This is a genomic window from Sphingobium fuliginis (assembly GCF_004152845.1).
GTDB classification, from domain to species: Bacteria; Pseudomonadota; Alphaproteobacteria; order Sphingomonadales; family Sphingomonadaceae; genus Sphingobium; species Sphingobium fuliginis.
Genome location: NZ_SEON01000003.1, coordinates 1 through 12,799, shown reverse-complemented (window position 1 = coordinate 12,799; position 12,799 = coordinate 1). Strand labels below are relative to the sequence as shown.

11 protein-coding genes are annotated in these 12,799 nt (G+C 64.8%); 4 read left to right on the top strand and 7 right to left on the bottom strand.

The window, feature by feature from the left end:
- Positions 1-82 precede the first annotated feature (82 nt).
- Complete coding sequence (locus tag EWH10_RS08940; RefSeq protein WP_044662045.1) at positions 83-3,292, top strand: autotransporter outer membrane beta-barrel domain-containing protein; 3,210 nt, start codon at positions 83-85, stop codon at positions 3,290-3,292.
- 148 nt (positions 3,293-3,440) lie between these two features.
- Here EWH10_RS08940 and EWH10_RS08935 read toward each other — a convergent pair whose 3' ends face one another.
- The 6 genes from EWH10_RS08935 to gatC all read right to left on the bottom strand — a co-directional run bounded on the left by EWH10_RS08935 (position 3,441) and on the right by gatC (position 9,594).
- On the bottom strand, positions 3,441-4,061 hold the full coding sequence (locus EWH10_RS08935) for a hypothetical protein (protein WP_044662044.1): 621 nt from the start codon (positions 4,059-4,061) through the stop codon (positions 3,441-3,443).
- Positions 4,062-4,069: 8 nt separating this feature from the next.
- On the bottom strand, positions 4,070-5,206 hold the full coding sequence (locus EWH10_RS08930; RefSeq protein ID WP_229742542.1) for a M48 family metallopeptidase: 1,137 nt from the start codon (positions 5,204-5,206) through the stop codon (positions 4,070-4,072).
- A 20-nt stretch (positions 5,207-5,226) separates the two neighbouring features.
- Positions 5,227-5,970 carry a hypothetical protein gene (locus tag EWH10_RS08925; protein WP_025548071.1) on the bottom strand — a complete coding sequence of 248 codons (744 nt, stop codon included), beginning with the start codon at positions 5,968-5,970 and terminating at the stop codon, positions 5,227-5,229.
- 131 nt (positions 5,971-6,101) lie between these two features.
- On the bottom strand, positions 6,102-7,598 hold the full coding sequence (gene gatB, locus EWH10_RS08920; RefSeq protein ID WP_044662042.1) for an Asp-tRNA(Asn)/Glu-tRNA(Gln) amidotransferase subunit GatB: 1,497 nt from the start codon (positions 7,596-7,598) through the stop codon (positions 6,102-6,104).
- A 120-nt stretch (positions 7,599-7,718) separates the two neighbouring features.
- Complete coding sequence (gene gatA, locus EWH10_RS08915; RefSeq protein WP_044662041.1) at positions 7,719-9,203, bottom strand: Asp-tRNA(Asn)/Glu-tRNA(Gln) amidotransferase subunit GatA; 1,485 nt, start codon at positions 9,201-9,203, stop codon at positions 7,719-7,721.
- Between the two features lie 103 nt (positions 9,204-9,306).
- Positions 9,307-9,594: an Asp-tRNA(Asn)/Glu-tRNA(Gln) amidotransferase subunit GatC gene (gatC, locus tag EWH10_RS08910; protein ID WP_025548067.1), complete on the bottom strand. Its 288-nt coding sequence runs from the start codon at positions 9,592-9,594 to the stop codon at positions 9,307-9,309.
- Positions 9,595-9,708: 114 nt separating this feature from the next.
- Here gatC and EWH10_RS08905 point away from each other — a divergent pair, with 114 nt between their 5' ends.
- On the top strand, positions 9,709-10,827 hold the full coding sequence (locus EWH10_RS08905; protein ID WP_025548065.1) for a DUF3089 domain-containing protein: 1,119 nt from the start codon (positions 9,709-9,711) through the stop codon (positions 10,825-10,827).
- A gap of 2 nt (positions 10,828-10,829) precedes the next feature.
- The gene (gene ruvX, locus EWH10_RS08900; protein WP_044662040.1) at positions 10,830-11,300 is read left to right on the top strand and encodes a Holliday junction resolvase RuvX; all 471 of its coding nucleotides are present in this window, start codon (positions 10,830-10,832) and stop codon (positions 11,298-11,300) included.
- A gap of 7 nt (positions 11,301-11,307) precedes the next feature.
- Here ruvX and EWH10_RS08895 read toward each other — a convergent pair whose 3' ends face one another.
- Positions 11,308-11,709 carry a MerR family transcriptional regulator gene (locus tag EWH10_RS08895; RefSeq protein WP_044662039.1) on the bottom strand — a complete coding sequence of 134 codons (402 nt, stop codon included), beginning with the start codon at positions 11,707-11,709 and terminating at the stop codon, positions 11,308-11,310.
- Positions 11,710-11,779: 70 nt separating this feature from the next.
- Here EWH10_RS08895 and EWH10_RS08890 point away from each other — a divergent pair, with 70 nt between their 5' ends.
- Complete coding sequence (locus tag EWH10_RS08890) at positions 11,780-12,541, top strand: MauE/DoxX family redox-associated membrane protein (RefSeq protein WP_044662038.1); 762 nt, start codon at positions 11,780-11,782, stop codon at positions 12,539-12,541.
- The last annotated feature ends 258 nt before the right edge of the window (positions 12,542-12,799 follow it).

Genomic DNA, 12,799 nt, shown 5'->3' with positions numbered 1-12,799 from the left:
AACTGACGGGACAGGCGTTCCCGCGCCGTCTTCGCCGCATGCGCGCTCATCGGAAAGAGGCGCGGCACGCAGAGGAGACATCATGCGCAATCTACTGGCCTGCACGGCCATCGCTCCCGTTCTGGCCGCCCTGACGGTGGCCGATGCGGCGGCGGAAACCACCATCGGTTCTTCCACCACCACCGCCGTCCGCACCTCCACCGTCGCCAATGGCGCCGCGGATGACGTCACGGTCAGTTCCGCTGGATCGATCACGCTGACCGGCGGCACCGCCATCACCCAGGACAGCAACAACAAGGTCAGCAATGCCGGCACGCTCAAGATTTCCGGCGCGGACGGCGCGACCGGCATTCGCGCGGCGGCGGGCACCAGCGGCAACATCACCCATAGCGGCACGATCACGCTGGACGAGGACTATACCCCCACCGACGACGACAAGGACGGCGACCTGGACGGCCCCTTCGCCAAGGGTTCGAACCGCAATGGCATCTGGGTCCAGCCGGGCGCGGCGCATATGGGCAATATCGACAGCAGCGGCACCATCACCATCGAAGGCAATCAGTCCGCCGGCATCCGCATCGACGCGTCGCTGACCGGCAATCTGTCGACCAGCGGCTCCACCAGCGTAGTGGGCGACAATGGCTATGGCGTGCTGGCCAATGCGGTCACCGGCAATGTCACCATCCGCGGAACGACAGCCGTCACGGGCGCCAACAGCACCGGCCTTGCCCTGCAAGGGGACGTGACCGGAGCGGTCAAGATCCAGGGCACGATCACCAGCACCGGTTATCGTTATACTTCGCGTCCGAGCGACGCTTCCAAGCTGGATGCGGACGATCTGCTCCAGGGCGGATCGGCCGTGACGATCGCCGGCAATGTCACGGGCGGCGTCATCTTCGACATTCCACCGACGCTGGACAGCACCAAGCCGGATGTCGACAATGACGGGCTGACCGACGCCAGCGAAGGGTCCGCCGCGATCATCACCTATGGCTCCGCCGCTGCCGTGCGGATCGGTTCGGCCACGGCGGCCACGACCATCGGTCCGGTGGCTGCGGACAGTTCGGGCTATGGCCTGATCGTCAAGGGATCGATTGCCGGATATGGCGTCTATGACGGCGTCAGCGCCAGCGGCCTCGCCATTGGCGGGCTGGGCGGCAATGTCACCCTGACCAAGGGCCTGCTGGTGTCGGGATCGGTCGGCGCCACATCCTATGACAGTAATGCGACGGCCATTCGTTTGGGCAGCGGCGCCACGGCCGACACCCTCCAGATCGGCGGGGCGGTGAGCGCGACCGGCTCCAGCATCGCCGGCACGTCGGCACGCGCGCTGGTGATCGACGCAGGCGCGACGGGCCGCGCCATCGTGAACAGCGGCGCCATTTCCGCCACGGCGCTCAGCAGCAAGGATGGCGCTGCCATCGCCATCCTCGATTCTTCCGGCACGGTGTCGTCCCTGTCCAACACCGGCACCATCTCTGCGACTGGAGGCAAGAGCGGATCGAACGTCGCCATCGATATGACCGCCAATGGCAACGGCGTCGCCCTGACCCAGTCGCTTGCCTCCGCCACGGCAAGCGCGCCGAAGATCACGGGCGACGTGCGGCTGGGATCGGGCAATGACGTCGTGACGATCTCCGCCGGCAGCATTGCGGGCAATGTCGACCTGGGCGGCGGCAGCAACCGCCTGGCGCTGTCCGGCTCCTCCACCCTGACGGGTAATGTGGCGCTGGGCGGGAACGGTTCCAGCCTTGGCCTGGCGGAAAGCGCGCAGATCAATGGCGGCGTGGATTTCGGCGGCGGCGCCTCGACGCTGACCCTTTCCGGCACCGCCACTCTCAACGGCGCGATCAGCAATGCCGGCAATACCGCCGTCGTGATGAATGGCGGCACCCTCAACGCCGGCAACAAGGGCACGGTCGCGCTCGCCTCGCTGTCAGTGGGCGGGTCCTCCGTCATCGGCGTGACGGTCGACACGGCCAATGGCACCAACACGCTCTACAATGTCGCGGGGGCCGCAAGCTTCGCCAGCGGATCGCAGGTCAAGGCGACCCTGACCAGCGTGGCCGGTTCGGAGGGCGATTATGTCATCGTCCGCGCCGGATCGTTGAGCGGCACGCCCGCCCTCTCCAGCACGACGCTGATCCCCTATATGTTCAAGGGCGCCATCGCCAGCAACGCCGCGACGGGGGAAGTGACGCTGTCGATCGCGGCCAAGACCGTATCCGAACTCGGCCTTACCGGGTCGCAGGCGCGAGCCTATGACGCGATCTTCAACGCGCTGGACAAGGACAGCGCCGTTGCGGGCAGCTATCTTGCCATCACCGACGGCGACACGCTGAAGGCCAATCTGCAACAGATGCTGCCCGACCATGCCGGCGGCACGTTCGAGGCGGTGACCGCCGGTTCGCGCGCGACCGCCCGCATCCTTGGCGATCCGGGCGGCATCTACCGCACGGCTGACGGGCGTCTGGGCTTCTGGCTGCAACAGGTGGCGTTCGGCAGTTCCAAGAGCGTGGGCGACACCGCATCCTACGACATCAACGGCTGGGGGGCGAGCTTCGGCGCCGAATATCTGACTGGGATCGGCGCCCTGGGCGCATCCTTCGCCTATATCCATGGCAGCGACTCTTCGGGCAGCACCGACAATGCGGTGGATTCCGACCAGTTCGAACTGGCGGCGCACTGGCGGGGCGATTTCGGCCCGCTCCAGACCTATGCCCGCTTGTCGGCGGCCCATGTGGATTTCCGGGGCAGCCGCCATTTCGAATCCGGCGATGTCGTGCGCACGGCGGATGGCGACTGGTCGGGCAAGCTTTACTCCGCAACGGCGGGTGGCTCCTATGAGATGCGCTTCAACCGCTTCACCCTGCGTCCGGCGGCAAGCATCGATTATTACCGCCTGAAGGAAGACGGCTATGGCGAGACGGGCGGCGGCGCTGCCTTTGACCTGATCGTCGACGGCCGCACCAGCGACGAATTGACCGCCAGCGGCAATGTCACCGTCGGTTACGATTTCGGCAGCCTCAATCGGGAGGATGGCTGGATGCGGTTCGAGCTGGAGGGTGGACGGCGCCAGATCATCGGCGGATCACTGGGCGACACCACCGCCCATTTCGCCGGTGGCGAGGACTTCACCCTGGTCTCGGACAAGCGCACCAGCGGGTGGACCGGCCGCGCCCGGCTGATCGGCGGCACCGAAACTTTCCGCGTCGGCGGCGAATTCGGGGCGGAGGAACAACAAAATCATGTCGCCCTCTCCCTCCGGGCGACGGTTAACTTCATCCTGTGACGTCCTAGCAGTGAATTGGCGGGCCACACCCCACAGACCCTCCCGGCCCGCCGATCCGCCATGACATGAGCCGGTTCCCAACGGTGTCATGGCTGTAAAGGAAGGGGCGCTGCCTTCCCCCGGCAGCGCCCCTTTTCGCTATCCCCCGTCAGCGCCGCGCAAGAGCGGGAGGGGTTTCGAGGCGGGCCGAGGACCATATCTGTCGAAAGGCTGGAACGTCCCGATCGAAATAGAGAATGGCCGGCGCATCGAACGTCACCAGGTACAGCCTGCCCTTGACGATGGCGCCCACCGCTTCGCCGCTGCGCGACACATCCTCCATCTGCTTTCGGAAACTGTAGGAAAAGCGCACGCCCTTTTCGCCCAGAAATGTCGCAGGCTCGATGGCGGTCATCGAAAAGAGCGTCGTCCCAAGCGCGATGCGATAACTATTTTCCAGCAGCGCAGGAATATCGGTCAGCAACATGGTCGAGGAAAAGCGCGGCAGCGGCCTGGTCTTCCTGCTCACCTCCCGAAACAAGGTCCGCCCGGTTTCGATACTGTAGAAATTGACGCCGTTCAGATCGTCACCGTCCAGCGTCCATGTCTCCGAATTGCGGCCCGGACGGGCGGACAGGCGGTTCCACTCCCGGTCCGGCGTGACGGTCAGGGTCGATTTGGCCACGGCAACGGACGTCCCCGCCGGCATCAGGGCATTGCCGGCCATCAGCGGCTGCGCCGCCAGAACCGTGCAGATCACGGCCAGAAAAGATGAAATTCGTTTCGCCATGAGAAATCCTATTCGCCGGTCATCGTCTGGAGCATGGGAATATCGGCCGCCTGGGGACGCAGCCGGATGTAATTCTTGAGCGCATCCGCGCCTTCGGTCCGCTGACGGTTGCGCATCAGGCACAGACCCAATCCGCGCCAGCCCTCCGCCAGGCCGGGGTCCGCCGCGAGCGCCGATCGGTAGAAATCGGCCGCCGCCGCCAGATCGCGCGGATTGCCGCGCTGGCGGTACAGTTCGGCCCGCGCGAACAGCAGGGGCGCGGTCCAATGCTCCCCCGCCAGCGACGACAACAGATATTCCGTACCGCCGAAATCGTTGAGCTTCATCTGGTCGGACAGAAAATCCGGCAGCCATTTGGCAAGCGCCGCCGAATAGCTTTCCGCGCCCTCCGGCTTGGCCGCGACATCGGCGGACAGCGCCGCGAGATAGGTCGCGCGATCGAGATTGGTCGGATGGGTGGAGAAGAAGGCGACACGATCATAGCGTTGGCTGCGCTGTTTGCGCCCCAGCGCGGTCGCATCCGCCTCATCCATGAGCCGCTGCCAGACATGCGCCGCCGCCTGCGCCGAATAAGGGGACTGGATCGCATATTTGAGCGAGAGCAGGTCGGCCTGTTTTTCCTGATCGCGGTTGAACTGGAAGAATGAGCCGACCGCCGCCTGCTGCACGGTCGCGCCATATTGACCCAGAAAGGCCGCCCAGGCGGCGATGTCGGTCGCTGAACGTTGCCTCCGGAAGCCTGAAAGGCTGTGTCGCAGCTCGAAATGAGCGAACTCATGGCCAAGTACCGCCGCCAGTTCCGCCTCGCTTCGAACCCGCAGCAGGAGCCCGCTCCAGACCTGCATCGTGCCGTTGGGGGCCATATTGGCGTTGAAGGATGCGACCCGGACCAGATAGATGCGCACGCCCCGACATCGGTCCTGACCCACAGCCCGGCACAGGACGCCAGCCACATAGGCCTGCAGGGCCGGATCGTCGATGAGGAATTTGGAGTCGCGCAGTTCCCGCTCATCCTCATCGGCCAGCATCCACAGGCCACGCTCGTCCGTCCCTTGCGGCTGATAGGCCTGGCCGTAGGGCGGGAGATCGGCGGGCCCGCGGGCCGCCGCCGCCGCCACCGGCAGAGTCAAGGCCAGCAGCGCCATTGCCCTCAGCAACGCGCCCGTCATTGGGCGGCAGCGGCAAGGCTGGGGGTGCTGCCGGGGAAATCCTCCAGCAACTGCGTTACGCGGCGGCGGGCGCCCTCCATGGTCCGGACATCGCCGCCCATCTGCAGGTCCGCATTGAGCCAGAGCAGGTCCCCGCTCGCAAGGTCCACCAGACCTGCAAAGCCCTTATGCTGGCCGGAGGTGATGCCGACGCCGCCCATGGCCGCGAACAGCTGGAAAATCTTCCGTCCGGTCGATCCGAACTGGTCCTCCGTAAAGATGAACAGCCCATAGCGCGCGCCCGAGCGGGCGGCGAGCGCGGATACGCCGGGCCCCAGCGTCCAGTCGAACGCCGCGCCTTCGCGCTTCTTCGTTGGCAATCGATTGCCGGGGAAGAACTGAAATTCGATCACCGATTGCGCGACGATGCCGAAGAGCGACTGATATTCGGCCAAGCTTTCGGCCTGCTGTCCCACAGGATCGGCCGAACCGACAATCTCATTGCCCAGACGCTGCTGCGCTTCCGCCAGGGCCAGATCCAGATTGTCCCGCGCCTGTTGCGTCCAGTCGGCATTGGGTTCGAACATGCCCGCGGTCGACTGGCTCCCAACGGTCACCCTGGGCCTGAACAACAGGATTTTGGTCGAATTCGGATCGAGCAGGAAGCCCTGCCGTACGGCGGACTTTTCCTGCGCCATGACGGCCGGCGACAGGCAGCCGAGCAAAAGGCACAAAATGGCGTGGCCGAACGCAAATCGCATGAATGTTCCCCCTGCACACAGCCAAGTCCCCCGACTCATGGCGGCTGTTGCTCAAGGGCTTAGCAAAGAGAACATCTTAGGTACAGATCGAACGATGTCTGCTGGAACAGACATCGTTCATAATGGACCAATCAGGCCAGCGCCTTCCTGATCAACTCATTCACCACCTGCGGATTGGCCTTGCCCTGCATGGCCTTCATCGTCTGACCGACGAAGAAGCCGAACAGCGCCTCCTTGCCCGCCTTATACTGTTCGACCTTGTCCGCATTGTCGGCCAGCACCTTGGCGACCGCGGCCTCGATGGCGCCGGTGTCGCTGGTCTGCTTCAGCCCCTTTTCCTCAACGATCCTGGGCGCGCTGTCGCCGGTTTCGAGCATGATCTCGAACACCTGCTTGGCGATGGTGCCGCTGATCGTGCCGTCGGCAATGAGGGCCAGCAGTTCCGCGCCCTCTTCGGGGCTGACGGGGCTTTCCTCCAGCGTCTTGCCCAGGCGGTTGAGCGCGCCGTAAAGCTCCGACAGCAGCCAGTTGGCGGACGCCTTTGCGACTTCGCCCTCGCTCTTCTTCTGGATGCGCGCGCCTTCGGCCAGCAGCGCCTCGAACCAGCGCGCCGTGTCGGCGTCGGCAGTCAGCGTCGCGGCATTATAGGCGGAAAGGCCAAGCGCCTGCTCATAGCGCTGGCGCTTGGCGTCAGGCAATTCAGGCAGCGACTGGCGGCATTCCTCCAGGAAGGCGTCGTCCAGTTCCAGCGGCAGCAGGTCGGGATCGGGGAAATAGCGATAGTCATGCGCGTCTTCCTTCGACCGCATGGAGCGCGTTTCATTCTTGTCCGGGTCGTAGAGCCGGGTTTCCTGCACCACCTTGCCGCCGGCCTCCAGCACGTCCACCTGACGGCTGGCCTCATGTTCCACCACGGCCATGACGAAGCGGACGGAATTGACATTCTTCGTTTCGGTGCGAGTGCCGAACGGCTCGCCCGGCTTGCGGACCGAGACGTTGACGTCCGCGCGCATCGAGCCCTGATCCATATTGCCGTCGCAGGACCCCACATAGCGCAGGATCGTCCGCAGCTTCGACAGATAGGCGCCAGCCTCCGCAGGCGAGCGCATGTCCGGCTTCGACACGATTTCCATCAGCGCCACGCCCGAACGGTTCAGGTCGACATAGGACCGCGTCGGATGCTGGTCGTGCATCAGCTTGCCTGCGTCCTGCTCGACATGGATGCGCTCGATGCCGATCGTCTTGACCTGCGCATCGGGGTTCTTCTCGTCCAGGCTGATCTCGATCGCGCCCTCGCCCACCAGCGGATGGTAGAGCTGGCTGATCTGGTAGCCCTGCGGCAGGTCCGCGTAGAAATAGTTCTTCCGGTCGAAACGCGACCATTTGTTGATCTGCGCCTTGATCGCCATGCCGGTGCGCACCGCCTGGCGGATGCACTCGCGGTTGGGCACGGGCAGCATGCCGGGCATGGCCGCGTCGACCAGGCTCACCTGCGTGTTCGGCTCCGCGCCGAAAGCGGTGGCCGCGCCGGAAAAGAGCTTCGCCTGGCTCGTCACCTGCGCATGGACTTCCAGGCCGATCACGACCTCCCACTCGCCGGTTGCGCCCTGGATGCGATATTCACTCATGTTTCTTTTTCCGTTCGGGCTGAGCCTGTCGAAGCCCAGTCCTTTCTTGAAGAGAAGTGAGGCCCTTCGACATTGCAAGGAGACAAGCGGCTCCTTTCAACAGGGCGAACGGTGTTTGCTTTACCACCATTTCTCCGGCCGCGCCGCAAAGCCCGCGCGTTCCTCGATCGCGAGGCCCGCGTTCAGCACGGTCTGCTCGTCCAGCGCCTTGCCGATGATCTGGAGACCCAGCGGCAGACCTTGCGCGTCCAGCCCGCCCGGCACCGCTATCGCCGGCAGTCCCGCCAGCGAAGCCGGCACGGTGAAGACGTCGTTCAGATACATGGCCAGCGGATCGGCCTGCTTCTCGCCCAGCGCGAAGGAGGCGCTCGGCGCGGTCGGCGTCAGCAGCAGGTCGCATTTCTCGAAGGCCTGGTCGAAATCGCGGGCGATCAGCGCCCGAACCTTCTGCGCCTGCGTATAATAGGCGTCGTAGAAGCCCGCCGACAGCACATAGGTGCCGATCATGATGCGGCGCTTGACCTCCGGCCCGAAACCGGCGGCGCGGGTCGCGGCATACATATCCTGGAGGCCCGCCCCATCGGGCAGGTCGCGCTGGCCGTAACGCACGCCGTCATAGCGGGCGAGGTTCGATGACGCCTCCGCCGGCGCGATGATATAATAGGTCGGCAGCGCGTACTTCGTATGCGGCAGCGACACTTCGACAACCTCGGCGCCCGCATCCTTCAGCCATTCGATGCCGCGGTCCCACAGCGCCGCAATTTCGGCGTTCAGGCCATCGGGGCGATACTCCCTGGGAATGCCGACCTTCTTGCCCCGAAGGTCGCTCGACAGGCTGGCTTCCCACTGCGGCACGGCCAGATCGAGCGACGTCGAATCCTTGGGATCGAAGCCCGCCATGCTTTCCAGCAGGATCGCATTGTCGCGCACCGTCCGCGCCATCGGCCCGGCCTGATCCAGCGAAGAAGCGAAGGCGACGATGCCCCAGCGGGAGCAGCGGCCATAGGTCGGCTTGATGCCGGAAATGCCGGTGAAGGCAGCAGGCTGGCGGATCGAGCCGCCCGTATCGGTGCCGGTCGCCGCCGGGCAGAGCCGCGCCGAAATCGCCGCCGAAGAACCGCCCGAGGAACCGCCGGGCGCCAGCGCGGCATTGTCGCCGCCGCCCCGCCGCCAGGGCGAGATCACATTGCCGTAATAGCTGGTCTCGTTCGAAGAGCCCATGGCGAACTGGTCGAGGTTGAGCTTGCCCAGCATGCCCGCGCCCGCGTCCCACAGCTTCTTCGAAACCGTGGATTCATAGGTGGGCTTGAAGCCTTCGAGCATGTGGCTCGCGGCGGTCGTCTGCACGCCTTCGGTGCAGAACAGATCCTTCATGCCGATCGGCACGCCCGAAAGCGGCTTCAACGCCTCGCCCGCAGCCCTCGCCCTGTCGGCGGCGTCGGCGGCTTCCAGCGCCTTTTCCGGCGTTTCCACGATGAAGGCGTTCAGCGCCTTGGCGGCGGCGACATTGGCATTGAACGCCGCCGCCACTTCGCGCGCCGAAAAGTCGCCCGCGCGGAAGCCGTCGCGGATTTCCGCGACCGTCAGATCAGTAAGGTTGGTCATACCCAAATTTCCGTTCGCCCTGAGCCTGTCGAAGGGCCGCACTTCTCTTCAAGAAAGGACTGGGCTTCGACAAGCTCAGCCCGAACGGGTGAAAGATTCCCACTCATTCGATAACTTTGGGAACCGCGAAGAAGCCATGTTCGGCCTGCGGCGCATTGGCCAGCACCTTGTCGCGAACATTGCCGTCGGTGACGACATCGTCGCGCAGGCGCAGATGATTGGGGATGACAGCGGTCATCGGCTCCACGCCGGTCACGTCCACCTCGCCCAATTGCTCCACCCAGCCCAGGATGTTGTTGAGTTCGGGCACCATCGCCTCCGCTTCGGCGTCGGTCACCGAAATGCGCGAAAGGCTGGCGATCTTTTTCACGGTCTGAAGGTCTATCGACATGGCCCCGCCGCTACCACCCGGCCACGCCCGCTTCAAGTCCCGATCCTCCGAGACCTTGCGCACGCTCGCGGCTTACGCCAGACAGAAACAGTCCATCACTAGGGAGAGCAATCCTTGGCCCGCAAGTTCCTCTATGTCGTAACCGGCCTGATCGTGCTGGTGATCGCGGCATTGCTGGCCTATCGCATCTGGGGGATGCAGATGATCCGCGCGGTCATGGTCCCTCGGGAAGCCTTCGCGCAAATCGAACCGCTCCCCGCCAACGCCTATGACGATCCGAAGATGTGGATCGCCCGGCCCGACATCGTGAAGGACAACCCCGCCCTGTGGACTCCCGAAGGCGTGAAGGACGCGCCGTCGGCGGAAAAGGCGACGGTCTTCTTCATTCACCCGACCTCCTACATCACCACGCTGGGCGACGCGCATTGGAACATGCGGCTGGATGACCAGGAATCCCTCGCCACCGCGCGGCGCTTCGTGCAGAATCAGGCGAGCGCCTTCAACGCGGCGGGTTCCGTCTGGGCGCCTCGCTACCGCCAGGCCAATTACGGGGCGTTCCTGACCGACAAGCCGGCTGGCGAGCAATCCCTCGCCGCAGCCTATCGCGATGTTGCGCAAGCCTTTGCCGCATTCCTGAAAGCCAATCCCGAAGGTCCGCTGATCCTCGCGGCCCATAGCCAGGGGTCGCTCCATCTGCTCAAACTGTTGCGGGAGCAGGTCGCCGGCAAGCCGGTCGCCGACCGCATCGCCGCCGTCTATGCCGTGGGCTGGCCGATTTCGGTAGAGGCCGACCTGCCCGCGCTTGGACTTCCCGCCTGCGCGCGGCGGCAGCAGTCGCATTGCATCGTGAGCTGGCAAAGCTATGCCGAACCGGCCGATCCGTCAGCGGTGATCGAAAATTTCGAACGCAAGCCGAGCTTCACCGGCAGGCCGCACAAGGGCACGCACATGCTCTGCACCAATCCCATCACCGGCGCCTTCAACGGGGCCGCGCCCGCCAGCGCCAATCGCGGCACGCTGGACGCGCGGGATGCCGACAAGCCGACCCGGCTGGTTCCCGGCATCGTCCCCGCCCGCTGCGACACCAGCGGCGTGCTGATGATCGGCGAGCCGGTGGACATGGGGCCCTTCACCTTGCCGGGCAATAATTATCACGTCTATGACTATGCGCTGTTCTGGGCCGATGTGCGCGAGGATGCGAAACAGCGGCTGGCCGCCTTTCTGAAGAAATAGACATGTCCATTCTTACCGCCGACCGCGCGGTTTTCCGCGAAGCCCTGCCCCATGGCGGCCGCCTGATCGGGCTGGACGTGGGCACCAAGACGATCGGCCTTGCGCTGTGCGATGCGGGATGGTCGATCGCCAGCCCGGCCCATACCGTCAGCCGCGGCAAGTTCACCAAGGACAAGGTCGCGCTGGCGGCGTTCATGGAACAGCAATTGGTGAAGGGCGTGGTGATCGGCCTGCCGCTCAACCTGGACGGCAGCGAATCCCCGCGCAGCCAGGCAAGCCGCGCCTTCGCCCGGAACATCGCCGACCTCGGCCTGCCGATCCTGCTGTGGGACGAGCGCTGGTCGACGCAGGCGGTGACGCGGACGCTGCTGGAGGCGGATGCCAGCCGCGCGCGGCGAGGTGAACTGGTGGACAAGCTCGCCGCGAGTTACATCCTGCAGGGCGCGATCGACGGGCTGATGGCCGGCTTCTGAGGTCCCCCTACTCCTCAAAGGCGGAGATGATCGGGCAAGGGCCTTCCTGCGAGGCATGGCATGCGCTGGCAAGTCGCCGCAGGCTGTCCCGTGCAGTCTCCAGCTCCGCGATCTTCAGGTCCAGCGCCGCCAGCCGCTCCGCCGCCAGTTCACGCGCCCGCGCGCGGTCCTGTCCCGCATCCAGCCGCAGCAACTCCCCGATCTGGTCCAGCGTGAATCCGGCCGCCTGCGCCGAACGGATGAACCTCAGACGCCGTGCATCCTCCTCGCCATAGCGCCGCACGCCGCCCGCAAGACCGGCGCCTTCCGGCCGGTCGGGCGTATCCAGCAGGCCGCGCCGCTGATAGAAGCGTATGGTCTCGACGCCGACGCCGCCCGCGCGCGCCAGACCGGAAATCGTCATCGTCATGCTTGACTCCGGACCGTGGTACGGACCCCATATGGGGTGCGAAGCGAACCTCTCAAGAGAAAGCGATGCGATGACCACAGTGGCCGCCTCCACCCCAGTTCCCGGCAAAGCCGTCCTTTACCGCATGGTGATGCCTGGCCACATCTGCCCCTTCGGACTCAAGGCCAGATGGCTGCTGAAGCGCAAGGGTTATGAGGTCGAGGATCACTGGCTTACCAGCCGCGACGAAACCGACGCCTTCAAGGCCGCGCACAATGTCGGAACGACGCCGCAGATCTTCATCGACGGGCAAAGGATCGGCGGCCATGACGATCTTCGCCGCCTTTTCGGCCTGACGGTCGCCGATCCGCAGGCGAAAAGCTACAGGCCGGTCCTTGCCGTCTTCGCGGTCGCGGCCCTGCTTGCCTTGGCGACCAACTGGCTGACGGAGATGCCGCTCATCGGCATCATGACGGCGGAGCGCTTCATCGCGATCTCCATGATGCTGCTCGCCATGCTGAAATTGCAGGATGTGGACCGCTTTGCGACCATGTTCCTGAACTACGACCTGCTCGCCCGCCGTCTTGTCCCCTATGGATATGTCTATCCCTTCCTTGAACTCGGTGCAGGCGTGCTGATGCTGGCGGGTGCGCTCGAATGGCTGTCGATCCCCGTGGCGCTCTTCATCGGCGGGATCGGTGCGGTTTCGGTTTTCAAGGCCGTCTATCTCGAAAAGCGCGAACTCAAATGCGCCTGCGTCGGCGGCAGCGGCAACGTGCCGCTCGGTTTCGTCTCCCTGACGGAGAATGTCATGATGGTCGCCATGGCGCTGTGGATGCTGGCCGCGCATTGACCGAATCGGCTGGAGCGCGCCGCGTCAGGTCGGACGCCGGTCGCGCGCTCCAGATTTCTGATGCCGCATCCTTTCAGGCAGAAACCGGTTCCCACCCTTCGACAGATGCAGGACAGGCTTTTCCGCACGATGCTCTAGGCAGTAGTGACATTTTAGGGATTCACGACGGTTTGGATTTGTGATTCAAGGCTGGCTTTTGGAGGCTGGCGTGGAAGGCGAAGTGCTGCGGGATGATCAGTGGGAGCGGCTGCGGGAGTT

Coding starts and splice junctions, on each gene's coding strand:
- EWH10_RS08940 (WP_044662045.1), top strand. CDS start 83: ATGCGCAATCTACTGGCCTGCACGGCCATCGCTCCCGTTCTGGCCGCC.
- EWH10_RS08935 (WP_044662044.1), bottom strand. CDS start 4,061: ATGGCGAAACGAATTTCATCTTTTCTGGCCGTGATCTGCACGGTTCTG.
- EWH10_RS08930 (WP_229742542.1), bottom strand. CDS start 5,206: ATGGCGCTGCTGGCCTTGACTCTGCCGGTGGCGGCGGCGGCGGCCCGC.
- EWH10_RS08925 (WP_025548071.1), bottom strand. CDS start 5,970: ATGCGATTTGCGTTCGGCCACGCCATTTTGTGCCTTTTGCTCGGCTGC.
- gatB (WP_044662042.1), bottom strand. CDS start 7,598: ATGAGTGAATATCGCATCCAGGGCGCAACCGGCGAGTGGGAGGTCGTG.
- gatA (WP_044662041.1), bottom strand. CDS start 9,203: ATGACCAACCTTACTGATCTGACGGTCGCGGAAATCCGCGACGGCTTC.
- gatC (WP_025548067.1), bottom strand. CDS start 9,594: ATGTCGATAGACCTTCAGACCGTGAAAAAGATCGCCAGCCTTTCGCGC.
- ruvX (WP_044662040.1), top strand. CDS start 10,830: ATGTCCATTCTTACCGCCGACCGCGCGGTTTTCCGCGAAGCCCTGCCC.
- EWH10_RS08895 (WP_044662039.1), bottom strand. CDS start 11,709: ATGACGATGACGATTTCCGGTCTGGCGCGCGCGGGCGGCGTCGGCGTC.
- EWH10_RS08890 (WP_044662038.1), top strand. CDS start 11,780: ATGACCACAGTGGCCGCCTCCACCCCAGTTCCCGGCAAAGCCGTCCTT.